General features: G+C 63.7%; 23 protein-coding genes and 3 pseudogenes. 18 read left to right on the top strand and 8 right to left on the bottom strand.

Annotation, left to right across the window (positions count from 1 at the left end; translation table 11 throughout):
- The first annotated feature begins 129 nt into the window (after positions 1 to 129).
- The 4 genes from LKE06_RS24555 to LKE06_RS24540 all read left to right on the top strand — a co-directional run bounded on the left by LKE06_RS24555 (position 130) and on the right by LKE06_RS24540 (position 5,146).
- A complete protein-coding gene (locus LKE06_RS24555) occupies positions 130 to 597 on the top strand; it encodes a transposase (RefSeq protein WP_228001738.1) in 468 nt (155 codons plus the stop codon).
- A 151-nt stretch (positions 598 to 748) separates the two neighbouring features.
- Positions 749 to 2,023, top strand: a complete 1,275-nt coding sequence (locus tag LKE06_RS24550) for a transposase (RefSeq protein WP_228001737.1) — start codon at positions 749 to 751, stop codon at positions 2,021 to 2,023.
- 662 nt (positions 2,024 to 2,685) lie between these two features.
- A complete protein-coding gene (locus LKE06_RS24545; protein ID WP_228001736.1) occupies positions 2,686 to 3,495 on the top strand; it encodes a tyrosine-type recombinase/integrase in 810 nt (269 codons plus the stop codon).
- A gap of 460 nt (positions 3,496 to 3,955) precedes the next feature.
- Positions 3,956 to 5,146, top strand: a complete 1,191-nt coding sequence (locus LKE06_RS24540) for an MFS transporter (protein WP_228001735.1) — start codon at positions 3,956 to 3,958, stop codon at positions 5,144 to 5,146.
- A gap of 120 nt (positions 5,147 to 5,266) precedes the next feature.
- On the opposite strand, the gene LKE06_RS24535 is transcribed toward LKE06_RS24540, so the two are convergent.
- The gene (locus LKE06_RS24535; protein WP_228001734.1) at positions 5,267 to 5,737 is read right to left on the bottom strand and encodes a PPOX class F420-dependent oxidoreductase; all 471 of its coding nucleotides are present in this window, start codon (positions 5,735 to 5,737) and stop codon (positions 5,267 to 5,269) included.
- A 120-nt stretch (positions 5,738 to 5,857) separates the two neighbouring features.
- On the opposite strand from LKE06_RS24535, the gene LKE06_RS33330 reads away from it, so the two are divergent.
- Complete coding sequence (locus LKE06_RS33330) at positions 5,858 to 6,319, top strand: MarR family winged helix-turn-helix transcriptional regulator (protein ID WP_372477425.1); 462 nt, start codon at positions 5,858 to 5,860, stop codon at positions 6,317 to 6,319.
- Positions 6,320 to 6,484: 165 nt separating this feature from the next.
- On the opposite strand, the pseudogene LKE06_RS33325 reads toward LKE06_RS33330, so the two are convergent.
- Both LKE06_RS33325 and ltrA read right to left on the bottom strand, forming a co-directional pair.
- Positions 6,485 to 6,946: pseudogene (locus tag LKE06_RS33325) on the bottom strand (Tn3 family transposase); the annotation flags it as partial.
- Positions 6,907 to 8,271 (bottom strand): group II intron reverse transcriptase/maturase, encoded by a 1,365-nt coding sequence (gene ltrA, locus LKE06_RS24520; protein ID WP_228001732.1) that lies wholly within the window; start codon positions 8,269 to 8,271, stop codon positions 6,907 to 6,909. The pseudogene LKE06_RS33325 and the gene ltrA, both read right to left, overlap by 40 nt.
- Positions 8,272 to 8,418: 147 nt before the next feature.
- On the opposite strand from ltrA, the gene LKE06_RS24515 reads away from it, so the two are divergent.
- Entirely contained in the window at positions 8,419 to 8,757 is a 339-nt protein-coding gene (locus LKE06_RS24515) for a PadR family transcriptional regulator (protein ID WP_228001731.1), read from the top strand.
- Entirely contained in the window at positions 8,754 to 9,704 is a 951-nt protein-coding gene (locus tag LKE06_RS24510; RefSeq protein WP_228001730.1) for an HAAS signaling domain-containing protein, read from the top strand. Before LKE06_RS24515 ends, LKE06_RS24510 begins: the two co-directional genes overlap by 4 nt.
- A gap of 753 nt (positions 9,705 to 10,457) precedes the next feature.
- Here the strand turns inward: LKE06_RS24510 and LKE06_RS24505 are convergent.
- Together LKE06_RS24505 and LKE06_RS24500 are read right to left on the bottom strand one after the other, a co-directional pair.
- Positions 10,458 to 11,207 carry a nucleotidyl transferase AbiEii/AbiGii toxin family protein gene (locus LKE06_RS24505; protein ID WP_228001729.1) on the bottom strand — a complete coding sequence of 250 codons (750 nt, stop codon included), beginning with the start codon at positions 11,205 to 11,207 and terminating at the stop codon, positions 10,458 to 10,460.
- The gene (locus tag LKE06_RS24500; RefSeq protein WP_228001728.1) at positions 11,188 to 11,844 is read right to left on the bottom strand and encodes a type IV toxin-antitoxin system AbiEi family antitoxin domain-containing protein; all 657 of its coding nucleotides are present in this window, start codon (positions 11,842 to 11,844) and stop codon (positions 11,188 to 11,190) included. Before LKE06_RS24500 ends, LKE06_RS24505 begins: the two co-directional genes overlap by 20 nt.
- Before the next feature lie 568 nt (positions 11,845 to 12,412).
- Here LKE06_RS24500 and LKE06_RS24495 point away from each other — a divergent pair.
- The 3 genes from LKE06_RS24495 (at position 12,413) to LKE06_RS24485 (ending at position 14,533) form a co-directional block, all read left to right on the top strand.
- A complete protein-coding gene (locus LKE06_RS24495; RefSeq protein ID WP_228001857.1) occupies positions 12,413 to 12,670 on the top strand; it encodes a helix-turn-helix domain-containing protein in 258 nt (85 codons plus the stop codon).
- Positions 12,671 to 13,337: 667 nt separating this feature from the next.
- Positions 13,338 to 13,769 (top strand): hypothetical protein, encoded by a 432-nt coding sequence (locus tag LKE06_RS24490; protein WP_228001727.1) that lies wholly within the window; start codon positions 13,338 to 13,340, stop codon positions 13,767 to 13,769.
- 251 nt (positions 13,770 to 14,020) lie between these two features.
- Complete coding sequence (locus LKE06_RS24485) at positions 14,021 to 14,533, top strand: tyrosine-type recombinase/integrase (protein WP_228001726.1); 513 nt, start codon at positions 14,021 to 14,023, stop codon at positions 14,531 to 14,533.
- Between the two features lie 336 nt (positions 14,534 to 14,869).
- Here the strand turns inward: LKE06_RS24485 and LKE06_RS24480 are convergent, their stop codons facing one another.
- A complete protein-coding gene (locus LKE06_RS24480) occupies positions 14,870 to 15,259 on the bottom strand; it encodes an effector-associated constant component EACC1 (RefSeq protein ID WP_228001725.1) in 390 nt (129 codons plus the stop codon).
- A gap of 31 nt (positions 15,260 to 15,290) precedes the next feature.
- On the opposite strand from LKE06_RS24480, the pseudogene LKE06_RS24475 reads away from it, so the two are divergent.
- From LKE06_RS24475 to LKE06_RS32700, 3 genes and pseudogenes are all read left to right on the top strand, one after another.
- Positions 15,291 to 15,898: pseudogene (locus tag LKE06_RS24475) on the top strand (Mu transposase domain-containing protein); the annotation flags it as partial.
- Positions 15,899 to 15,997: 99 nt separating this feature from the next.
- Positions 15,998 to 16,544: pseudogene (locus LKE06_RS24470) on the top strand (ATP-binding protein); the annotation flags it as partial.
- On the top strand, positions 16,544 to 16,669 hold the full coding sequence (locus tag LKE06_RS32700) for a hypothetical protein (protein WP_255649761.1): 126 nt from the start codon (positions 16,544 to 16,546) through the stop codon (positions 16,667 to 16,669). The pseudogene LKE06_RS24470 and the gene LKE06_RS32700, both read left to right, overlap by 1 nt.
- A gap of 33 nt (positions 16,670 to 16,702) precedes the next feature.
- On the opposite strand, the gene LKE06_RS24465 is transcribed toward LKE06_RS32700, so the two are convergent.
- Together LKE06_RS24465 and LKE06_RS24460 are read right to left on the bottom strand one after the other, a co-directional pair.
- Complete coding sequence (locus tag LKE06_RS24465) at positions 16,703 to 17,590, bottom strand: Sco1979 family transcriptional regulator (protein ID WP_228001724.1); 888 nt, start codon at positions 17,588 to 17,590, stop codon at positions 16,703 to 16,705.
- An 86-nt stretch (positions 17,591 to 17,676) separates the two neighbouring features.
- Positions 17,677 to 17,898 (bottom strand): DUF397 domain-containing protein, encoded by a 222-nt coding sequence (locus LKE06_RS24460; RefSeq protein ID WP_228001723.1) that lies wholly within the window; start codon positions 17,896 to 17,898, stop codon positions 17,677 to 17,679.
- A gap of 325 nt (positions 17,899 to 18,223) precedes the next feature.
- On the opposite strand from LKE06_RS24460, the gene LKE06_RS24455 reads away from it, so the two are divergent.
- The 5 genes from LKE06_RS24455 to LKE06_RS24435 all read left to right on the top strand — a co-directional run.
- The gene (locus LKE06_RS24455; RefSeq protein ID WP_228001722.1) at positions 18,224 to 19,021 is read left to right on the top strand and encodes an SAM-dependent methyltransferase; all 798 of its coding nucleotides are present in this window, start codon (positions 18,224 to 18,226) and stop codon (positions 19,019 to 19,021) included.
- A gap of 210 nt (positions 19,022 to 19,231) precedes the next feature.
- Positions 19,232 to 19,468: a hypothetical protein gene (locus LKE06_RS24450; RefSeq protein ID WP_228001721.1), complete on the top strand. Its 237-nt coding sequence runs from the start codon at positions 19,232 to 19,234 to the stop codon at positions 19,466 to 19,468.
- A 105-nt stretch (positions 19,469 to 19,573) separates the two neighbouring features.
- Positions 19,574 to 20,833 (top strand): PucR family transcriptional regulator, encoded by a 1,260-nt coding sequence (locus LKE06_RS24445; protein ID WP_228001720.1) that lies wholly within the window; start codon positions 19,574 to 19,576, stop codon positions 20,831 to 20,833.
- 96 nt (positions 20,834 to 20,929) lie between these two features.
- Positions 20,930 to 21,364, top strand: coding sequence for a CBS domain-containing protein (locus tag LKE06_RS24440; RefSeq protein ID WP_228001719.1), 435 nt, complete (start codon positions 20,930 to 20,932; stop codon positions 21,362 to 21,364).
- A 217-nt stretch (positions 21,365 to 21,581) separates the two neighbouring features.
- Positions 21,582 to 22,317 (top strand): aminotransferase class V-fold PLP-dependent enzyme (locus LKE06_RS24435; RefSeq protein ID WP_228001718.1); only part of this gene is annotated, 736 nt, incomplete at its 3' end.

The raw sequence follows: 22,317 nt of genomic DNA, 5'->3' as shown, positions 1-22,317 counted from the left end.
CGGTTCGTAGCACTCGAGATCTGAGTGAACTCCTGGTAAAGCAATGATTGCTGAAGTCATCGCCGTATGCTCGTCATGTCCGGCCCGTGAAGATGCATACCGCATCGGGTCCGGGGGTATCCGTCGTCGATGACCGATGCACAGTGGACGACCCTGGAACCGCTACTGCCGCATCCAGGCAACCAGTGCGGAAAGGGCGGGCAGCCCGAATTACATTGCCGCCGTGCGGTATTGGGCGCAATCTTCTACATCGTGCGTGGCGGTATCGCACACCGCGACGGTGCACACCGCCTGCTGGCGGCGATGCGGGCGAAGTTCTCCACCGTCCGGCTGGTCTGGGCCGACGGCGGATACACTGGACGCCTCGTCGCATGGGCGAAAACCGTTCTCGCAGTGATAATCCGGATCGTCAAACGCAGCGACACCGCCACCGGATTCGAGGTCCCTGCCCGCCACTGGGTGGTCGAGCGGACCTACGCCTGGATCACCAAACACCGCCGCTGCGTCCGCGACTACGAAACCCGACCCGACCATCACGAAGCCGTGGTCCACATCGCCGTGATCGCCGTCATGTCACGCCGACTCGCCCGCACCTGAAACAGTTCTCAGACGCGCACTTAGCTTGTTCTTTATCCTCGTGGACCAGACTGTTTGGCTTGCTTGATGATTCCCGGGACAAGCGGGCGGCCTTCGCCTGATCATGTGCTCCGACCAAGGAATCACGTGAATCAGAACGAAGGCCGTGGGGATGAGTCTGCCGGTCGCTGGTGAGGCGGGGGAAGCGTTCGCGGAACTGTCACGTATGCGCGGCGAGTTCTACGCGTGTCTGACCGTGCGCGGCGATGAGTTGTTCGAGCTCACCGACGCGATGCTATGTGCGCAGGGGGCGGTGCGGTCGATTCCGGAGTTGACATTGACGCCCGAGCATCGCCGCGGGCACGGGGCGCTCTACGACGGCTTGAATGCCGGTCGTATCGATGTTGATCGATTGCGGAATCTGTTGTCCCGCACCAAGTTACCCAGGTTTCCGGAGGGTCGCCTGGTGTTGGCGGTGGATGTGTCGGCGTGGCTGCGTTCGGATGCGGCGTGTTCGCCGGATCGGCTGTTCTGCCACGTCTACGGACGAGCGAAATCGGCATCGCAGTTCATCCCGGGCTGGCCGTACTCGTTCGTCGCGGTCCTCGAACCCGGCGCTTCATCCTGGACGCAGATCCTGGACGCGGTGCGCCTCGGTCCCGAAGACGACGCGACCGCGGTCACCGCCGCCCAACTGCGGCAGGTGGTGCAGCGGCTGATCGCTGCGGGCCAGTGGCGCGACGGTGACCCCGACATCCTGATCGTGGCCGACGCCGGCTACGACGTGTGCCGGCTGGGATGGGTGCTGGCCGATCTGCCGGTCGAGCTGGTCGGGCGGCTGCGCTCGGACCGGGTGATGCAGCTACCCAAACCAGTCCGGGCACCCGGCACCAACGGGCGCCCACCCAAACACGGGCCGCAGTTCCGGTTCACCGACCCTGGGTCCTGGCCGGAGCCCGCGGTCACCACGATCACCGCGACCAGCAACTACGGCAAGGCCCTCACCCAGGTCCTCCTGGCGGCGAAGGCCAAAAGCGTAGGCAGTCTTCAGCAATGCTGCGTCGCGGAACGCCGCCACCGCACCCTTGCGGCCGTGCCGGCGGATCTCCTCGACCATCTCGTCGGCCGCGTCGAACAGCAGCTGCAACTCGGCCCGGGTCAATGCCCGGCGCTGCGGGCGCCCCTCGACATCCAGGATGTGCTTGGCGCTGTTCCAATCGTGACTGATCTGGATGGGATGAGTCCCAAAACGCTTCTCGCACTCGACATCCCACCCATAGAGCGGCTCACAGACATAGGCGAGGAACGAGCGAATCGACAGCTGGTAGGCCCTCACCGTCGACAATGCGAGCCCGCGCACCGCGCGAAGATCGGCCGACCACTCCTCGAGATGCTGCGGTGCCCACTGCCACGGGAACTCGCCGGAGTGATCCTGGAACCTCCGTAGCAGGTCTAATCGGGAATCGACGGTGCCGAAAGCAAGATTCCGGCTCAGCTGCTGCTGCCGCCACCCCTCCAGCATCGCCTCGAACACCTGCACGTCCGGACGCAGCACCGCACCCCGGCCGCCACTACCCGATGGGCCGCCCCAGCAACCTCCAACCTCCGCGATCCCGCCACCCAACACCCCAACATCTGCCGAAGGATTCGTTCATCAGATGATAGAGGCGCCGGAAAGGGGCTGATCACAGCCCCGGCTACGTCGCAAGCCCCACCGCCACCGCCGGATGGCAATCGCCGAATACTCGCAGCTCGGAGCCCAAATCCATTGGCCCACACAATCGTTCATCAGATGAAATACGGGCCAGAGCGCAGATAAGAACATATTATCTGCGGTAGACTCGGATCCGACTTGGCGCGATGTCCCGTCCGGAGCGGGCGACCCCGTAAATTATCTGCGGTAGTGTAGATGATCTTGGATGCGCCGGACCGGGAGAGGATGAGCGGCGTGGTGGAGTCAGGCAACGTCCGGTCGATCCGGCAGAGCGTGCGCTCGCCGACGCGCGCGACATCTTCCTGAACACGATCGGGCCGCCGAATACCCGCCGTGGCTACGGCATCGCCCTGGATGCGCTGGTCGACGGGTTCGGCGCGGATTCCGATGTCGGGTTGCTGGATCCGGACCGGGTCGACGGCTGGTTCCGGTTCCGGTGGGGCGGGGCGTCGGCGCAGACGTTCAATGTCCGGTTGGCGTCGCTGCGGGCGGCGTGCACGTACTGGGTCGAGCAGGGCTGGCTGGTCGGCAATCCGCTGCAACGGCTGCGGCCACGCACGGCGCCCGCCGATCGGTCCCGGGCGCTGACCCGGGCCGAGGTGTCGGCGATTCTGGGTTCGGACGCTCCGTTGCGGGAGCGGGCGCTGTGGACGATTCTCTATGAAACCGCCGCCCGGGCAGAGGAGCTACTGGAGCTCGACGTCGCAGACCTCGATACCGCGAACTGGTGCGCCCGGGTGAGGCGCAAGGGTGGGACTGTGGATGTGGTGTCCTGGCAGACCGGCACGGCCCGGCTACTGCCCCGCATGCTCGCCGGTCGCCGCACCGGGCCGGTGTTTCTGACCGATCGGAAGGCGAAGCCGCATGTGGCGGCGACCGACACCGGTCCGGGTAGCGGGCGGGCCCGGCTGTCGTATCGGCGGGCGGCGCAGTTGTTCGAGGAGAACACCGCCGGGTTCATCGGTGGCCCGTTCACTCTGCACCAGCTGCGTCACGGCCGGTTGACCCATGCCGCCGAGGACGGCGCGTCCACGCCGATGCTGATGACGCTGTCCGGGCACACCTTCGGTGAGGTCGCTGGCGAAATACGCCCGGCCGGGCAAAGACGCGCTGCTGGCGTGGCAGGCCAGCACCGACCCTGCTGCGCGGCGCCGCCGCGGCTGATTCGTGAACGGTGCCGTACCCGTGAATCCTCTGTTCAGTGACGGGTGAACTCGACATCCCCTGGTCCGGCCACCTGGCCCGCCCCGGCCGGCCTCTATGGGTTTGCTACTCGACTACGCGCGTTGAGGTGTCCCCGGATGCGCTTGGCCTCGCACCGCCCGCAGACGGGCCATCCGCCTCATGAATGTGACACATTTCACGTCTGATTTGTCCGATTACCGGTGCTCCCCCGGTCAGTGATGATGCCTCACGTATTCGATCCACGAAACGGAGGACATATGACGACGGAGCGAAACGCGACGTCTTGGAGGGAATTCCACGCTCACCTCGGCGTTGCGATCGTGCTGGCGGGCGGAGTGCTTGTCGGTGCGATCAACATCTATCTGGTAGGGAGTCTGTTGCCCAGCGCGGTCGCCGACATCGGCGGCGAAAGGCTGTATGCGTGGAGTACAACGATCTTCTCGGTCGCGCAGGTGGCCGGCACGCTTGGCGGTGAGCCGGATGCTGTCTGTCCGCGGCACGGTCGGCTCGTATCTGATCGGATTCGGGATGTTCGCAGCCGGCTCGGTGGTGTGTGCAGTGAGTCCGGTCATGGCGGTGTTCCTGCTCGGCCGCGGGGTACAGGGGCTGGGTGCGGGACTGCTCACCGGATTGGGTTTCGCGGCAGTGTATGTGGCACTGCCGCAGTCGCTGTGGGTACGCGGGACCGCATTGATCTCGGCCATGTTCGGCGTCGGCACTCTCGTTGGCCCGGCTATGGGGGGGTTGTTCGCCCAGTTCGGTGTGTGGCGGGCCGCGTTCGTTGTCCTCGCCGTTGTGGGTGTGGCGGCAGCAGGTTCCGCGCCGCGGGTCCTGCCGAAGAGTGAGGACCGCCAGACCCCCGCACCGGTTCCGGTCGTATCGTTGGCGCTGGTGGTTGGTGCCGCCACGGCGGTGAGTGTGGCGGGGGTTGTCGCGGGTGTCGCGACGATGACGCTCGCGCTCGCGGTGGCCGTTACTTCCGTGCTCGTGTTCCTGGCCTGGGAAAGGCGAGCGGAGCAACGGATTCTCCCGCTCGCGACGTATCGGTCCGGCAGTCCGTTGCGGTGGGTGTATCTGACGATCGTCGTGCTGTCGGCCGGTGTGGGCGTGGAGATGTTCCTCCCCCTGTTCGGGCAGCGCCTGGCCGGGTTGCCTCCGGTCGTGGCCGGGTTCTTCGGTGCCGCCTTGTCTCTGGGCTGGCCGGTGAGTCAGATGCTCGTCGCCTCGGTGCAGCTGGAAGCCACGATCCGGCGACTTCGAGTTGCCGGTCCGCTGCTGCTGGCGATCGGATTCCTGGGCCTTGCGTTGCTACAACGCAGCCATGTCTCCCTTCCAATGGTTTTGGCCTGGTTGCCACTACTGTTCCTCGCCGGGGCCGGTATCGGCATCGCCTGGTCACACCTGTCGGTGGCCGCGATGACCAGCGCGCCGGATCCAGCAGAAGGCCAGAAAGCCGCGGCAGCCATAGCAACGATCCTGACCATGTCAACAGCCTTCGGAGCCGCCGTCGCCGGCCTGCTGGTCAATCTCGGGGGATCCTCGCTGGTGAACTCGGCGCGCTACCTGCTGTTGGGATTCACCGCCATCGCCGCACTCGGCATTTTGACCGCTGTCCGCGTGAACCGCACGACACGAATACCGAACCTCCGCAAAGACACCGCTGCGGTATAGCGCCAGCACAAACCTGTCCCTGAACGGGGTGCAGCCAATGCGCCGCCCCAGGCCGAATCGATCATTATCGTGCCTGCGGGCGGCGCTCCGGAAGCGTATCTGCGAGGTCTGGGCGCAAGGTCAGACTACGACGTGATCGGGCTGGATATGGAGAATCACCCGCTCGACATTCCGTCTCTGCTCGTAGGGGTAGGTGTCCAGACCTAGGTACTTGCGCGCCAGCTGGTCCAGGAATGCCTTCTCGGGATCTGGCTCGATCTTGACGACACGGCCGCGGACTTCCAGGTAGCGATAGGGGTCGTCGGGATCCAGGATCGAGACCGACACCCGCGGATCCCGCAGTATGTTGCGGTATTTTTGCCGGTCGGTGCCGGTGGAGACGAGTAGCTGCCCGTGGTCGGCGTCGAGGTCGAACCATACCGGGTGTGATTGCGGCTCACCGTCCGGCCCTAGAGACGCCAGGTGCGCAAAGCCCTTCTTGTCGAGGATATCGGTGTGGCTGCTGGAGATCGTGGCAGGCCGCGTCTTCCTGCTGCGTGTTCGCCGGTTGATGTCGTCGATATCGTCCGCCGTGTCGCGGGTCTCAGCCATCGCTGCTCCTTGCTGCCGTGAATGGGGAGCCGAAGGCGGGCGACCGCACCTTTTCGTGAGAGTCACACACCTCCAGCATGTCAGCATTCTGACATTCCGAGTCTGTGTCAATATACTGACATGAGTCAAGAGGAGACGGTGGGCGAACTGGAGCAGTCGGTGGGCTACGTCCTCAAACAGGCCCAGGCCGCGCTGCACTCCGCGATGGACGCGGTGCTACGTCCACTGGAACTGACCGTGTCGCAATATTCCTGCCTCGAACTGCTCGGACAGTACCCCGGGGTATCCAACTCCGAACTCGCCCGTGGCGCGTTCGTCACTCGCCAATCGATGAACCTCGTCCTGCGCGGGTTACAGGACCGCGGCCTGGTCGCTCGACCCGAGCAGGCCCCTCACGGCCGGGTGCTGCCCACCCAGCTGACAAGCTCCGGGCAGGAAAAGCTGCACGCCGCCAGCGTGGCCGTGCGGGCCGTAGAACGGCAAATGTTCTCCCCGCTGTCCGCAGAAGAACAATGTCGGCTGCGCAACGACCTTGCGGACTGTGTTGCCACCGTTTCCCTCGGCCCTCACCACCCCCAGTAGCATCGCGCCGCTTATGACACCCGCCATCACCGCTGGTCGAGGCAACTTCGTTGTTGTTCGCGCGATCACCAGTTTCGCCGCCTTTTCGTCGTCGGCAGCGTCGGGGTTGCGCAGCGGCCGGTGAGTGCCGCCGAGGTCGGGCAGGTGGAACGCGTAGTGCCCGTCCAGGCCGATATGTTCGCGTACGAACGGTGAGAGCCGGCCCGCGTCCTCGTCGAGCACCGTGTACTGCTGGGCGCGCAGCTGCTGCAAGGCCCGGTTCATGTAGACGGTGTTCCACAGCACAACACAGTTGAGGACCAGGCCGAGTGCGGAGAGTTGGTCTTCCATGCCGTCGAGGTAGGCGCGGGTGAGTTCGCCCTTGCGGCCGTGGAAGATTCGCCGGGCGAGGTCGTGGCGTCCTTCCTGCAGGTTGGCCTGAGCCTTGGCTTCCCGCCGGTATGGTTCGTCGTCGGCCAGGCGCAGGATGGTTGGGTCGGACCGGGGCGCGGTACTGGCTTTGCAACCAGCCCGTTTCCCCGGCCCGCCCGCCGCACCCGCCGTGCGTGTCTCCGCGCAACGGGCGCTCCACGCGCCTTTCCCGCTGGTCAGGCACCGATAGTGGTGACTGCCGGTTTCGGGGTCCATGGGGTCGGAATGGTGTTGCCGCGGTAGCGGTAACGGATCACCTTGACGCTGGATGCGCCAGTGAATACGGCCCCGTTGTGGGCGATGATCCAGGTACCCGGTCGGCAGAACCGGCGGCGAAGTTCGCTCCATTTGAGCCGGGAGTGCTTGTGGTGCAGCCACTTTGCGATGCGGTGCCACGTTAGGTGGTCGATCGCGTGGAATACCTGCTTGGACACTCCATACCTGAAGTAGTTCGCCCAGCCCCGCAGCATCCTGTTCAAACCATTGACCAGTTCGTCCAGGGTGAGATGCAGGGTCGACCTGTTCACTTTCTCCCGAACCTTGTCCTTGATCGACTCGATCGCCTTCTTGGACGGCCGGGTATAGATGTAATGCTTCTGCGTCCCTCGTTTCCGCTGCCTGCGGATATTGTGGCCGAGGAAGTCGAAGCCCTCGTCGACATGAACGACGCGGGTCTTCTCCGGTGCCATGTGAAGCCCCAACGGGGCCAGCACGCCTGCCACCTCCTCACGCAGCGCCTCGGCATGGCGTCGGTCGCCCGCCACCATCAGGACGAAATCGTCCGCGAAGCGGACAATCCTCCAGTTGCCCAGACCCTTTCGCTTGCGTGTGGCCCGCCGCTTGTCGGTGCCCATTACCGTCTGCCATTGCTGGTCGAAGTGCTCATCCAGCGCGGAGAGGACGATGTTCGCCAGCAGCGGGGAGAGGATCCCGCCTTGGGGCACCCCAGTCCAGGTGTCTTCCGTTTCTCCGAAGGTCGTCATGACCCCGGATTTCAGGAACGCCGTCACCAACGCGCACACCCGCTTGTCCTTGACCCGGCCCCGCACGCGACTCATCAGGGCAGATTGATCGATCTCATCGAAGCACGCCTTGATGTCCGCCTCCAACACCCAGTGGTACTCCCTTGGGCGGGATGCGAGAAAATGGATCTCGGAAATCGCGTCATGTGCCCGCCGGTTCGGACGGAACCCATACGAGCACGGCAGAAAGTCCGTCTCGAATATCGGCTCGAGCACCGCTTTCAGACTGGCCTGCACGACCCGGTCGGCAACAGTCGGAATCCCGAGCTTGCGCAGCTTGCCGCTTGCCTTGGGAATCATCACCTGCCGCACTGCGACCGGTGAGAACCCGCCGGACTTCAACGAGTTCCGGATGCCTTCCAGGAACGCATGTACCCCGATCCGGGTCTCGATCTGGGCCACAGTGACCCTGTCGATACCCGCCGTCCTTGCTCCGGTGTTGCCGGACACGCGTTCCCACGCATGCATCAGAAACGCCGGGTCGTGGACGAGGTTGAACAGATCGCCGAAACGGCGCACCTCGCCGTCGGCCAGTGAGGCCCGGGCGGTGGGGTCAGCTCGGCCGTGTCCAGCATCACCCTGACCTCCCCGTCCGGAACTTCGACTGTACGGGACGCGATAATGTTCGATTGACGATAGTGTGTAGTACACAGTATCGTGTTGTGCATGGAGCCGGACGAGCTGGTACGGAGCCAGGCGCAAGAACTGCGCCGCGGCACGGTGGTAGTCGCCTGCCTGACCCTGCTCAAGCAACCGCAGTACGGCTACGCGCTGCTGGAAACCCTCAACGATGCCGGGGTCCCGGTGGACGGCAACACGCTGTACCCACTGCTGCGGCGCCTGGAGAAGCAGGGCCTGTTGGCAAGTGAGTGGAACACCGACGAATCCCGCCCACGCAAGTTCTACAAGACCAGCCCCGAAGGACTAACGGTGTGCGCCGGACTGGTGCGCGAATGGCAGGCCCTCGTCACGTCGATGTCCGAACTGACCAAGGAAACACCATGAGTACCCCGTCTTTAACCGAGCGCTACGTCCACGAGGTGGTCCGCCGCATCCCGGCCGACCAGCGCACCGACGTCGCCGACGAACTGCGCGCCACCATCGCCGACACCGTCGAGGCCCGCGAGGGCGCCGACCCCGACGCCGTCGAACGCGAGGTGATCAACGAGATGGGCGATCCGATCCGGCTCGCGGCCCGATACGCCGACCGGCCACTGTCCCTGATCGGCCCCGACCTCTACCCCGTCTACATCCGGCTGATCACGATGCTGCTGACCATCGTGCTGCCGATCGTGGTCGCGGCCTTGGTGGTCACCACGGCGATCGAGACCGAAGACATCGGCAAGGCCATCGGGGCAGGAATCGGCTCGATACTGACCGTCGGCGGCCAGATGATCGCCTGGCCGACGGTGATCTTCGCACTGATCGACCGCTCCCGCGATCGGGACCGGACGTTAGCCGACGCCAAGACCTGGACCGTCAACAACCTGCCCGACCGCAACCTCGAGAAGCGCAACGGCTTCGGCGACGCCATTCCCACGATCGTCTACAACGCCTTCCTGATCGTGGCGCTGCTGTTGAACTTCAGCTGGGTGCCCGACGGCGGCGACCGCGTCCACGTCCTGGACCAATCGCTGTGGACCTTCTGGCTGTGGCCTATCGTGGCGGGTCTGGCCGCGATCATCCTGACCGAGATCGCCCGCATCGCCAAGGGGCGCTGGACGATGCCGCTGGCCTGCTGGCACGCCGCCGCGCAGCTGCTGTTCGCGGTACCGACGCTGTGGATCCTGTCGCAGCACCGGTTCTTCAGCGACGAGTTCCTCACCGCGATCAAGAGTGGCTCCAATGTCGACCTGCTGTACAACGCGGTCGCGATCGGAGTGGTACTGGTGACCGCGAACGAGATCATCAAACGGTTCCGCGACGCGAACGCGGCACGCATCTCGGCCTGACCCAACCCACCCCGACACCCCAGAGCGTTCTCGCGCTCTTGGGTGTCAGCCATCGTATTCGATGCACCTCGAGCGGAGTCGAGCCCGGCCGCGCTTCGCGCGGACCTGGCAGCGGGAGATTCGCTTTTGGGTTATCGACTGCTACCCGACGATTACTATCAGCTGCCGGGTTTGCTGCGCGTGGGCCAGTGCCAGGGTGCAACCCCGCGCCCACGTGATGCCCACCCGGCCCGAACAATCGCTGCTCTAGATCGCCCGGCTGCGTAATTGGCGTAGGGTATCGCGATACTCAGATTGGGTACGTACCCATAACGACCAGGCGTTTTCCGGTTGCCCATGTTTTGCGTGTCCTGCCGAGGGCACAGACTTGCCACCGCATTTCCGCAGGCCAGGCCGGTTTTTGTCGTCGCAGGTTCGATTCTTCAAGGGCGCTACGTCACCGTTCAGCTGCGATTTCGCCGATACGCTCAGGTCCAAACGACTGTCCCGTACGAACCTCTAGCAAACACAAGACCCCGGAAACCGGGTCGGCACTGTGCACGGGTCGACATCACCGCGATCCTGTAGCCATCTCAGCAGTGCGGGCAACCGCCTTCGTCTGCGCGGCAGCAATGCGTTCGCCTTCCGCACCACCGACGTACCCGCGCCCTGACTTACCGGCACGTCCGAGTCCGATATCACCGAGTCGGCGGGATTGGCCTGCTTGTCCCCAGCCACGCGAGAGATTTTCGACGCATGGCCGACGCTTCACAGTCACTCCGTCACGCGTGCCCAGGCATCTCTAACCACGGACAGCGCGGTATCGGCGCTGATCACCAGTCGGGTCTGCCCGGCCAATTGTGCGTTCCAGTCGTCCTCGTCCGGTGCACGATCGAACAATTGCGGGTTGGGGAGCCGGTTGGTCGGGCCGTACCTCCGGTACAACGCTCCCGCAGTACCGTCGATCGCGCCGATGTCGTTCAGCGCCCAGAGATCCCACAGGTCGCGTGATGCGCGCCGGTCGTGCCATGTTGCGGTCTTCCCTGCAACGAAGGCCGGCAATGTGGGCACGAGAAGTTCGGCCGGTGGCACATCGCTGTACCGCTGCTCGAGCTCGCGGAGTTCAGTCGGCCACATCGGTCTGCCACGTGCCGACAGCAATTGGATCTTGACAGACACACCGGATGCGGAGCGAAGATGCGCGGCGCCGGTATCCGAGACATTGCTCAACGACGGTACCCATTCGAGCCGACCGTAGCTCCGGGCGACCGATCGCGGCAAAGCGGCGTCGAGCTCGGCTGCCAGTACCGTCCGGTTGCCCAATGCCACCAGATCGATGTCTTCGCTGAGCCTTCCGCTCGCCAGATGTGTACGGGCAAGAGCAGTTCCACCGATGAAATGCAGTCGGTCGCCGAACCCGCGGCTGATTGCGGCTAGCAGATGGGAGATCAGATGGTCACGCTCGATCTGCTCCGGGGAAGCTCCGAAGTGATCTGCGACACTGTCACGTTCGTCGATGCTCATATCCCACCCAAGTTTCCGCACGTCGAAGCGCCGCAACCCGTCGCTGGACCGTAGCGAGCTGTGTAAGTCGCGCCGCATCACTTCGACGGTAGAGCGTCTCGATCGCTGGACGAACCTCTGCCTCGGCGTTGCCCAGCTCCGGGCGCCGGGCAAGATCGAGCACGGTCTGCTCCGGCGTCGTGACCAGCACCGGGCCCAGCGGCGTTTCGACACGCTCCGCGTCGAGTGCTTCGGTATCGCGGCGGACGAACAGGACTTGCGCCGAGCGGTCGGTCAGTGCGATCGGCCGGTGCTGGCCCGGAACCGCGACAACTGCGGTAGCCAGCGCACGAGGCACGGCTCCCAGCATGCGGGCCGCGCTGATTCCCATGACAATGGTGTGATCCGGGCCGTAAATGGATGATGCAATACCTGCGGCGGCTGCCTCGAGGCCGGGCAACCAGGTGCGACCTACATAGTCCGGCGGGACGATGATGTAGTAGCCATGAGCAACGCGGTGTAGCACGCCCCTATCGACCAGCCGCGCGATCTCGGGCCGTGGTTGGGCGTAGATACCGGCCAAGTCCTGCGGCCGCAGGGTTCGAAGCGGTGCCCGCCAGAGTTCGCTGGGCAGCACGGTGCTGCGATGTTCAGCCATCAACACCACCTCCCGAAGAGTATGCAAATAGTTGGCCATTACCCAACTAAATGCATAGTAACGAATTGATGGCCGACCCCTCATCTACCAACTGGATTTGCCCTCGCCAGAGGGTTGCCGATGGACACAGCGTGATCTGCAATGCCCAGACCATATACATCTCGACAATGACCAGGCGTTTTCCGGTTGCCCATATTTTGCGTGTCCTGCCGAGGGCACGAACCTGCGACACACCCAGGTAGACCCAGAAGCCAGATCGGCCATTGCGCAAAACGATCGGTTGCGGTATCAAAGGAATAGCTTCTCAGGCATCTGGTCACCCACCGCGTTCTTGCGCGGACGATGACACTTGAGAAGGAGGGGTTCCGTTGAGCCGGACTCCCATTCACCATCCATACCGCATCCGCCGGTCGCAAGCGACCTCAGCACCGGCCACTCACGTACGCTGCCGCCTCCTGCTCATGCGCACGTCGACTAACACCGAACTCAGCCGGTTCAACGACCCACCCCCTTGGCTTCGCCGCGGACGCACATCCTCCCTACGGGGGTTGGCTTGAACAGCGACGACGTGTGGCTCAGCACAGACGAATTGGCCGCACGCCTCAAGATTCCCGCGAAGACGCTCGCGGTGTGGGCCTCTGCTGGGCGAGGCCCCCGATACGCACGAATAGGGCGGCAACGCCGCTATCGGTTGAGTGATCTACTCGCATGGGAGCAAGACCAATTCGACAAGAGCAGACGGCCCAATACGTCTGAGCCGACGGATCGCACCCGACGCTCGCAACGTCGACTACCAACAAGGAAAGACCGCCGCCGGGACCACTGAGCGCTGAAATCAGGGCCTTCAGCGAATATTCAGCGATCTCGAGGGCTTGCTGACCACGTTGAGAAATGCCAGTTGTCCAGTGGTTGAACCACATCCGGACACGGCGATCTCACACTCGATGCCGCAACGTTCCTCGCAAGCCCCGCCCGGTGACGGTGCCGATCGACGCAGCGGCCTGCCTGACGACCACTCACCCGAGGAGGGACAAGCCTGTCCAGACAATCGCTTTCGATCGGCACCCGCGGCCGGAGCACCACCAAGAAGCAGCCGAACGGCAACTGGCGCGCTGTCACACACTTCCGCGACCACGACGGAATCACCCGAACAGCGAACACTACGGACCTACCAAGGGCTAAGGCGTGGGCAACTGTCGCGATGCCCTGACGCCCGTGGCGAGCCGATCAATCCGGGTACCAAACTGTCCGACCGGCCGATCTCTGGCTGGCCAAGAAGTCGCTACAAGCAGAGGGGATGGATCGAGCAGCCGATGTATAGGAACCGACCAGAAGTTGAATCCTCAACTTAGTTCCGAGCCAACAAGGCGACCATCAGGATCAAATATGCGTTGAGATCTACCACAACACTCGTGAGCACGCGGACGACGACGTTGTGGACTACCACCCTGATCGCGTCACGTACGCGGTCCGCGAGAACGAGAGGCTAACCAATGCCCAGAGGTCCGCTTGCCATAGGCACATACGGCAACATCAGCACCAAGCAACAGAAGAAGGGGAGCTGGCGCACGACCACCCGCTACCGCGACGACGACGGCGAGACCCGGACCGTGCAGGCATTCGGGCCGACGAAGGCTCGCGCCGTGGCCGACCTGAAAGACAAGCTGGCAAGTCGAAGTCGCCACCGAGACAGCGCGATCACGCGGGAAACGAAGCTGTCGACGCTGGCCGATCTGTGGCTCGCAGAACTCACCTTCGAGGATGGGGTGACACAGCAAACCATCGACCATTACCGCGACGAGATCAACGTGTCGACCGACCGGCGCGCCCGCGAGGACACCATCAAAATCAAGTCCGCCCTCGGCGGCATCCGGGTATGGCCACCTCACGGCTTGATCAGCACATCAAGCGCGTGTCCGAAGTAGGCAAGGAGAAGGCGCGGCGCCACCGGTAATTCTCAAGGGCATGATGGGCTGGCAGTACGGCACGACGCGCTCGACCAGAACCCTGTCCGGGAAGTCGCCAATATCCGCAGGAAGCGAAGCAAGCCGCGAGTCGCCGACCTCGAGACTCTGACCGCGCTGCGCGAACAGCTCGAAGTCTGGTTGTCCGGCAAGGAAATCGAGCATACACAAGTGGCCCTCGGCGTAGTCGCACTGTTCTGGATATCGCCGATGTGGCGCTCGGTACGGGAGCGCGCCCCGGCGAGGTTCTGGCGATCCGTTGGTGTGACCTCGACCTTGCCGCGCCAGTTCCCCTGCTCACCATCTGCGGCACCGTGATTCGCAACAGCACCAAGGGATTGCATCGCCAGGACTGGACCAAAACCGACGCCGGGTATCGCACAGTGCTGTTGCCGCAGTTCGTGGTCGATACCCTCCGACGGGTCAAGCTCGAGGCGACTACCAATGAACTCGATCTGGTGTTCCCCGATCGCAAAGGTGGGGTTCGTGAGCCACACAACTTCCGGCGAACCTGGCGGCAGGCGCGTGGAACCACGTTCGCGTGGATCACGGGCAAGACGTTCCGAAAGACCGTTGCCACTCTCATCGCCGAGGAGTACGGACCCGCGCAGGCAGCAAGCCAGCTGGGCCATGCAGATGGTGGTGATGTTGCTCGGAAGCATTACATCGACAAGCCCAGTCAGGTAGACGATTTCACGCCAGCGCTGGACCGGTTCAAGCACTGAAACCGTGTCGATTTCGTGTCGATGGATCGAATTCCGATCGTCCCAAACCAACATTTCCGCTGGTCACAAGTGCGGCTGAAGGGATTCGAACCCCTAACCTCTGATCAGAAGTCGACTGTCGCCCGGTTGCCTGATCGCCGCCGACCGTGTTGGGTTGGTTCGGTTCATAGATGGTCACACAGTTCTCGGCAGTGAACGCACCGCCGGGCGCGGTCAGGACAGTCGCAAGGTCTGCGATATTCGCTGCGGCGGCCGGAATCGGTCCCAAGTCGTGATGACCGTAGCGGCCCGTGCCGATCAATACAGCCCTGGAAACCTGCAGACCGGAAGGCTCACTCACAGTCCGTTTTCCGGCGGATCCAGCAGGTCTCGCAGTTCACGAAGAACCTCCGGGGATTTGACCCGGCTGGCATCGATCATGACCGCGGTGCCGTCTCCGCGGGTGAGAGTGAGTTTGATGTCGGAGCGACGGTGGGTCAGCCACGTCGTCAGCGACTGCGTCAGCGCCGACACCAGGCCTCCCGCGCCGAGGGCTACGGCCAGTACCTCGTACGGGCCGCCGCCCATCTGCCCGGCCCCGATGCGCGCGGGCACAGGGCGTACATGACCGCGCAGGGCATCATCGTGACCGAACCAATCCAGCAATTCGAGCAACTCATCCGGGCTCCCGTCGGCACGGATCGTCCACTCGCTGTTCGCATTTGAAATGGTGACATTTTGCCGCAACACCCAACTCTATGTTGCGCTCCGATCGGGTATCGCATTCGCCTCCGATCAGAAGCAGTCGACCACTCTGGCCATGATCGCCGAGGCGTTCACCGCGATCGGGGCGTCCCGAAACGGGTGCTGGCGGATCGGATGGGTTGTTTGAAGGGTGGAGTCGTCGCGAACGTGGTCGTCCCGACGCCTGAATATGTCCGATTCGCAACGCATTACGGGTTCTCACCGGATTGGTGTCACGCCAACGACCCGCAGTCCAAGGGCATCGTGGAGAACCTGTGCGGTTATGCCCAGCGTGATATGGCGGTGCCGTTGCTGACCGCGACGGCGATGACCGGCCGGGCGGTGGACCTGTGCGCAGCGAACACGGCGTCGGAAACATGGTGTGGAAGTCAACGCGTTGGTGCATTCGGAGATCTGCGCGGTCCCCGATCAACGCCTGGCTACCGAGCGGGAACTGTTGGCGCCGTTGCCTTCTCTGCGGCTCGAGATCGGTGCACCAACGGTGACGCGCAAGGTCGACCGGCTCCTGTATCCGTTACGGGTCGGCCCGCTACTCGGTGCCCAACCGCCCTGATCAGGGCCACGGTCACCATCGTCATCGACTGCGGCGCCCTGCTGGTGCTCGAACCGGCCACCGGTGTCACAACCACGTCCAGCCGGCGACGCACTGGTGCTGGATCTGCCCACCGCACCGACCCGCTGCCTGAACGCCTACAAAATCAGCCACGACGGGAGCGCCTCATGACCACCACACGATCGAAAACCGTTGCACCTACATCTGTTCCGGAACTCCCGTCCGATCTCGACGCAGGGTTGCGGCGGCTCGAGCTCGCAACAGTGCGCCGCAAGATGTCGGCCTCGCCCATCCCACAAGCCACCTTCGACTACCTCTCGGGCCTGGAATGTGTTCGCGCGCAACACAATCTCGCACTGATCGAGCCACCCAGAACAGGCAAAAGTCGCACCCTGATCGGGCTCGGCCACGCCGCCATCACCGACGGGCACCGAGTCCGCTACTTCACCGCCGCCCACCTGATCGACACCCTCTACCGCGGGATGGCCGACAACACCGTCGGCAAAATCATCGACACGACACTGCGGGCAGACCTCGTGATTGTCGACGAATCGGTTTTGCCCCGCTCGATGACACCGGCACCCAACTACATTCCGGTTCGTCGCAGCAGCCTACGAACGCCGCTCACTGGCCATCACATCGCACTCGTCCTTCGAACAATGGGGCCGGTTACTACCAGAACACACCACCGCCGCCGCCAGCATCCTCGACCGATGGAGTTAACCATGTTCTTACGAAATCCGTTGCTGCTGTTCTTCGGCAAGCTGTTGGTGCGCAAGGGCGTTCATGCGCCGGCGTTGAAGAAAGAGTCATTGACGAAAAGCAAGCCCCAAGATTAGTCGGGGCTCGCTTTGAATCTGTGCGGTCGGAGGCTATGGGGCCGCGGCGTATTCCGCAAGGATTTCCAGGGAGCGCTTAGGGCGCTCGGCCTGGACGCTGAGGCGGTCCATGACCGACAGGTACATTGCCAGATCCTGGCGGCGCTCCAGATACAGTGCGCTGGTGAGGTGTTCGAGGTAGACGATGTCGGGGAGTTCCGGCTCGGCGAAACGCAGAATGCTGAACGAGCTACCCGCCGCCGCGTGCTCCCCCGCCGAATACGGCAATACCTGAATAGTGACGTTCGGCAATGCGGCGAGGTCGATGATGTGCTGCATCTGAGCGCGCTGCACTTCCGCACCGCCGACCGGACGATGGAGGGCGGCCTCGTCGATCACGGCCCACACCACCGGCGGATCCGAACGGTGCAGAATATCCTGCCTGCGCTGCCGAACCTGAACGCGGCGATCCATATCCGCGTCCTCATAGCCGAGAGATACCACGGCCCTTGTGTATTCGGGTGTCTGCAACAGGCCGGGAATCAGATTCGCCTCATAGGTACGAATCTTGTGGGCCGCCTGCTCCAAACCGAGATAGGTGCTGAACCAGGATGGCAGCAAATCGTTGTACCGATGCCACCAGCCTGGCTCGTTCGCCTGCCTGGCGAGGTCCAGGAAGCGTTCCCGCTCTTCGGGATCGCCGACGCCGTATAGGGTCAGCAGGTCCCGAATGTCACGCTCTTTGAAGCCGGTGCGACCCAGCTCCAGCCGACTGATCTTGGCGTGCGAACCACGGATGTGGTCGCCGGCAGCCTCCCGGGTAATTTTCGCCTGATCCCGGAGCTTGCGTAGTTGTCCACCCAGGGCGATCCGCAGCACAGTTGGACCACGTTCTGCGACAACCGATTGCACACGACCGTCGTCATCGGGTTCTGCGATCATGAAGTCATCTCCGATACTCGGGTTTGACTACAGTGTGTCACAAACATCCGCACGAAACACACCGCGCCGATCGCCCATGCTACCGCTCAGCTAGTCAGATCGTCGAACTCTCCGGCCTTCGCGCCGCGAACGAACGCGTCGATCTCCGGGCGTGTATAGAAGAGCACCCCACCCTCGGGGTCACGCGAGTTCCGCACGGCCACTAAGCCATCGGTCGCTTCGGCTACCTCGACGCAGTTGCCGCTCGGATTGCTGAACGAGCTCTTGCGCCAGCTTCCATCGATCATGTTCGTCGACGTATTCGACATTTCCGCACACTCCTCGGTTACGACAGCCGATCAACTCGATCCAGTTCTTGCAGATGCACGCGCAAATGTGCTTGCATCTGCACCGACATTTGGACGATAGCACGAACTTCAACCGTCCGCGCCCACAAATTCGGACCCGTCGGTACGCTGCTGGACAACCCGCATCCAGCCACCGAGAAAGCATGTTCGGCTCGCCGATCACGGGCGCCCTGGAGCGGCGAATCTTGTACTGTCACAGTGCAGATCGGATGCACCAGTCACTTGCGACACCCGCCGCGCCAGCTCGCATCGGCGTGCCGCCATGCTTGCTGAGGAGCTCAACTCAATGCCCAACGACCACAGCCCACTCATTCGGACCGACATTCCACATTCGGCGAGAATCTGGAATTACTGGATGGGCGGCAAGGACTACTACGAAATCGATCGAATCGCCGGCGAAGCCGGTAAAGAGGTCGACCCCGACATCGGAACCATGGCGGTGCAGTCACGTCAGTTCCTGATCCGTGCCGTGCGCTACCTGGCGGGCGAGGCAGGCATCGACCAATTCCTCGATATCGGCACCGGCCTGCCGACGATGCAGAACACCCACGAGGTCGCCCAGGGAGTTGTTCCCGAATCGAGGGTCGTCTACGTCGACAACGATCCGCTGGTCCTCACCCACGCGAGGGCGCTACTGACCAGCACCTCGGACGAGGGCGTCACCACCTATATCGAATCCGATTACCATGACCCCGAGCAGATCATCTCCGACGCCAGGAACGTGCTGAACTTCAACAAGCCGATCGGCGTGATGTTCATGGGCGTGCTCGGGCACGCCAAGACCTACGAGGATTTGCTACGCATCGTGCGCACGGTACTCGACGCGGTGCCCTCGGGCAGTTACCTGGTGATGTGGGACGGAACCGACGACAGCCAGGCCTACGTCACGCTGTGTGAGAACTACACCGGCACCGGTGGCGCTCCCTACGTGCCACGCCCCCAGGCCGAGATTCGTGCCGTCTTCGACGGCCTCGAACTGGTGGAACCCGGCTTCACCTCTATCACGCAGTGGCGCCACAACGATGTCGAGGTGGGCGATATCCAGCCCATCTCCGCGTACGGGGCCGTCGCGCGCAAACCCTGAGAAATCCCGAAAGCGTAAGTGACGCACCGGCGGTCGTCGGCGAAGCGGCCGATAGCCGCCGGTGCTTTTGCTGTTGGTCGTTCGTGCAGATGTACTTGCATCTGTAAGCAACACGGGCTTAAACTCGACCGAGAATCCAGGAGGTACGCGGGGAGTTCGTGCCGGCGTCGCCACACTCAACCTCCTAAACGCACACGCGAGGGGCGGTCGATGAGCCAGCCATTCCGAACTCCCCACCGGGTCTCGATCGCCGGTGGCACGGGGATCGATTCTCTGCGCGCGAGGTCCGCCGCACGATTACCCGGATCGGACTGCGGCGCTGACCCGCTCGGCCTCACCTACCGCCAGGCTCGCGAAATCCTGCATGTGCACGAGGTACACGGGCCGCGATGTCGGCAATGGCTCGCCGCCGCCGCATTTCTCTCGGCCGGGCTCGACGACGAATAGCCCGATCTCACTGATTGCACCCCCGCGATCGTCACGCTTTCGTACAGTGATGCCCACAATTCGGGCTCAGTTCCATGTATGCCCGACGTGGTACTGGAGTGACGTATGAACTTCTCCGCGCTGGACCTGTCCCTCGGCACGCCCGACGCGGCGTTGGAGATCGGCGGGCAACCGGCGTCGGTTCCGTTGCGGAACACCGATCGCGTGGCCGCGCGGATGGTCGGTTATTTCGGCACCTGCTTGGCGCCGTGCCGGACGCTCCCCGGGGAACAGTTGTGTGGTGATGTCACCACGTTGACCCGCGGTTGCCTCGCGCTCGCGGCCCAAATGTTCGACCGCCGTGCGGTTCCCGCCGACGAGCAACTCGACGAGGTCCGCGAAGCCGCGGCCCAATGGGCACGTGAGGCGGTCCCGCTCAGCACCATTCTGCGTGCCTACCACGAGGGGCTACGTATAGCGTTCGGATTGGTCACGGCGCGGGCGCGGGCCGAGGACGTCGATCAACTGCTGGTCGCGACCGATTTGATGCTCGAGTTGCTGGAGGTGATTACCGCGGCAGTGTCGGATGCCTATGTCGATGAACAACATCTGGTGGCTCGCGAACATCAAACCGCCGCACAGACATTGGCATCGACCCTATTGAGCGGACGAGGCAGCTCGACACTGGCCCGGCAGACCGGAATTCCGATCGCCGAGTCGTATCAGGTTGTGGCGCTGTCGATTCCGGAGCATGCGGATGAGCGCAACGCGCGGGTCGACACGAACGTCGCCGCTCGGCGCAAGCTTCGCAGGCTGCAATCGGAGCTGGCCACCGTGTTCGACACGGGCGCACTGGCATTGCTCAGTACGAAGGGCGGCACCCTGCTCATCCCGGTCGATGACGATGCGACGGCGCTGAGCAGCGAGGTGCTCGAGCTACTTGCCGCGGCGGCCGACGTACCGCTCACCGCCACACTGGTCGCAGGCCCCACCGATCGGATTCCCGAGTCCGCCGACCAGGCGCACGAATTGCTCAATCTGGTGCGGGTCGGCGGGCGAGCACCCGGCCTGTACGAGATGGCCGACCTCGCCGTGGAGTACCAGATCACCCGAGACGGCCCCGCGACGCGTCGCCTCGCCACCATTCTGGATCCCCTCGACGCGCACGCCGAACTGTTCGACACCATGCGCGCCTACCTGAGCAACGATATGAATCGCCAGCTCACGGCGCGACAGCTGCATGTCCATCCGAATACCGTCGACTATCGACTGCGCCGCATCGCCCAGTTGACCACGATCGATCTGGCCACCTCGGCCGGTATCTCGCAGGCCGCCATCGCATTGCTGGCCCGCGACCTCGACCGCAGCGTCGCGCACCGGCTCTGATCGTGCTCCCGCCGCAACCCGATGCGGATTCGTGCTGGTCACGCGGCCACAAACGAGGGATCCTTGACACGGGCTCGACGTCTGGATGGTGAGGTTATGCGAATAGCTGAGATCTTGCACAGGAAAGGCAGCGACGTAACAACGGTGCCGCCCGAGACCACGGTGCGAAGCCTGCTGGGAACGCTCGCCGAACACAATATCGGCGCCGTTGTCGTGTCCGCCGACGGCGCCACGATCGCAGGCATCGTCTCCGAGCGCGATGTCGTGCGCAGCCTGCACGCGCGCGGTGCCGACCTGCTGGACACCCCGGTATCGGAGATCATGACCGCGGATGTGCGCACCTGCGCACCCGGCGACCGGGTCGACGGATTGCGGACCACCATGACCGAACACCGCGTCCGGCACCTGCCGGTGGTACACGAGGGCCGGTTGATCGGCATCGTCAGCATCGGGGACGTGGTCAAGAGCGCGATCTCCGAACTCGCCACCGAGCGCCAGCATCTCGTGGAGTACTTACAGGGCAAGTACTGAAAAAGAGTCGATCGCTCCGGGTTCTTCCGGCACCGCGTTCGGCGCGAGACCGCACGAAAGGCGTTGTCTACGATAACCTTCGACCATCGTACGCAAAGTGCGTATCGTTGGTCAGGTCCAGCGCGTCTCGGAAGGGGGCGGCACGTTGCGTTCACCAGCGTCCGGGTCGCACCTCCGCGAGCCGCCGACCGCCCGATCGACGGCACCGATCCCGGCGATGTCGACGCCTGCGGCCGTGCGGAGACTTTTTCCGGCGCTGATCGAGTCGAGCGAGGTGTATCTCGACAGTGCCGCGACCACTCAGAAGCCGTTGCCGGTCATCGACACGATTCATCGCTATCACAGCTCGCGCACCGCGAACGCGGGTCGTGGCACATACCCGTGGGCGACGACGCTGACGGGACAGATCGCCGACATCCGCGCCCGGACAGCCGCCTTCATCGGCGCCGCCTATCCGGACGAAGTTGTCTTCACCGGCGGCGCCACGGCCGGGCTCAACGCCATCGCGCTGTCCTGGGGTCTGGCTACACTCGCCGATGGTGACGAAATTCTCTACAGCCCAAGCGATCACGCCTCGAATATCCACCCCTGGCAATACCTGCGCCGAGTGCTCGCCCGGTTCGGTCGCCGCGTCGAGCTGGTGCCCTATCGGGTGACCGGATCGGGCGAGGCCGACACCGATGACATTCTGGCCAAGGTCACTCCCCGCACCCGGCTGATCACCACCAGTCATCTGCATCATGTCTTCGGCGCCCGCACCACCCTCGAGGAATTGCGCGGCAGAATCGATCCCGCGGTGCTGCTGTGTTTCGACTGTAGCCAGAGCGGCGGGCACCTGCCGGTGGATGTGACCGAGCTCGGCGCCGATTTCGCGGTCTTCGCGGCACATAAGATGTTCGGGTCACCGGGCACCGGAATCCTGTACTGCCACCGTCGAATTCACGACCAGCTAC

Source organism: Nocardia australiensis (assembly GCF_020733705.1).
Classification (GTDB): domain Bacteria; phylum Actinomycetota; class Actinomycetes; order Mycobacteriales; family Mycobacteriaceae; genus Nocardia; species Nocardia australiensis.
Note: the sequence above shows the minus strand (reverse complement) of the source record. Positions and strands in the feature narration are given on the sequence as shown.

Bases quoted from the DNA above. Each gene is read 5' to 3' on its own strand.
- LKE06_RS24510 (WP_228001730.1), top strand. From the start codon at position 8,754: ATGAGTACCCCGTCTTTAACCGAGCGCTACGTCCACGAGGTGGTCCGC.
- LKE06_RS24460 (WP_228001723.1), bottom strand. From the start codon at position 17,898: ATGTCGAATACGTCGACGAACATGATCGATGGAAGCTGGCGCAAGAGC.
- LKE06_RS24540 (WP_228001735.1), top strand. From the start codon at position 3,956: ATGCTGTCTGTCCGCGGCACGGTCGGCTCGTATCTGATCGGATTCGGG.
- LKE06_RS32700 (WP_255649761.1), top strand. From the start codon at position 16,544: ATGGAGTTAACCATGTTCTTACGAAATCCGTTGCTGCTGTTCTTCGGC.
- LKE06_RS24440 (WP_228001719.1), top strand. From the start codon at position 20,930: ATGCGAATAGCTGAGATCTTGCACAGGAAAGGCAGCGACGTAACAACG.
- LKE06_RS24535 (WP_228001734.1), bottom strand. From the start codon at position 5,737: ATGGCTGAGACCCGCGACACGGCGGACGATATCGACGACATCAACCGG.
- LKE06_RS24445 (WP_228001720.1), top strand. From the start codon at position 19,574: ATGAACTTCTCCGCGCTGGACCTGTCCCTCGGCACGCCCGACGCGGCG.
- LKE06_RS24515 (WP_228001731.1), top strand. From the start codon at position 8,419: ATGGAGCCGGACGAGCTGGTACGGAGCCAGGCGCAAGAACTGCGCCGC.
- LKE06_RS24450 (WP_228001721.1), top strand. From the start codon at position 19,232: ATGAGCCAGCCATTCCGAACTCCCCACCGGGTCTCGATCGCCGGTGGC.
- LKE06_RS33330 (WP_372477425.1), top strand. From the start codon at position 5,858: ATGAGTCAAGAGGAGACGGTGGGCGAACTGGAGCAGTCGGTGGGCTAC.
- LKE06_RS24455 (WP_228001722.1), top strand. From the start codon at position 18,224: ATGCCCAACGACCACAGCCCACTCATTCGGACCGACATTCCACATTCG.
- LKE06_RS24555 (WP_228001738.1), top strand. From the start codon at position 130: ATGACCGATGCACAGTGGACGACCCTGGAACCGCTACTGCCGCATCCA.
- LKE06_RS24550 (WP_228001737.1), top strand. From the start codon at position 749: ATGAGTCTGCCGGTCGCTGGTGAGGCGGGGGAAGCGTTCGCGGAACTG.
- LKE06_RS24505 (WP_228001729.1), bottom strand. From the start codon at position 11,207: ATGAGCATCGACGAACGTGACAGTGTCGCAGATCACTTCGGAGCTTCC.
- LKE06_RS24500 (WP_228001728.1), bottom strand. From the start codon at position 11,844: ATGGCTGAACATCGCAGCACCGTGCTGCCCAGCGAACTCTGGCGGGCA.
- LKE06_RS24490 (WP_228001727.1), top strand. From the start codon at position 13,338: ATGCCCAGAGGTCCGCTTGCCATAGGCACATACGGCAACATCAGCACC.
- LKE06_RS24465 (WP_228001724.1), bottom strand. From the start codon at position 17,590: ATGATCGCAGAACCCGATGACGACGGTCGTGTGCAATCGGTTGTCGCA.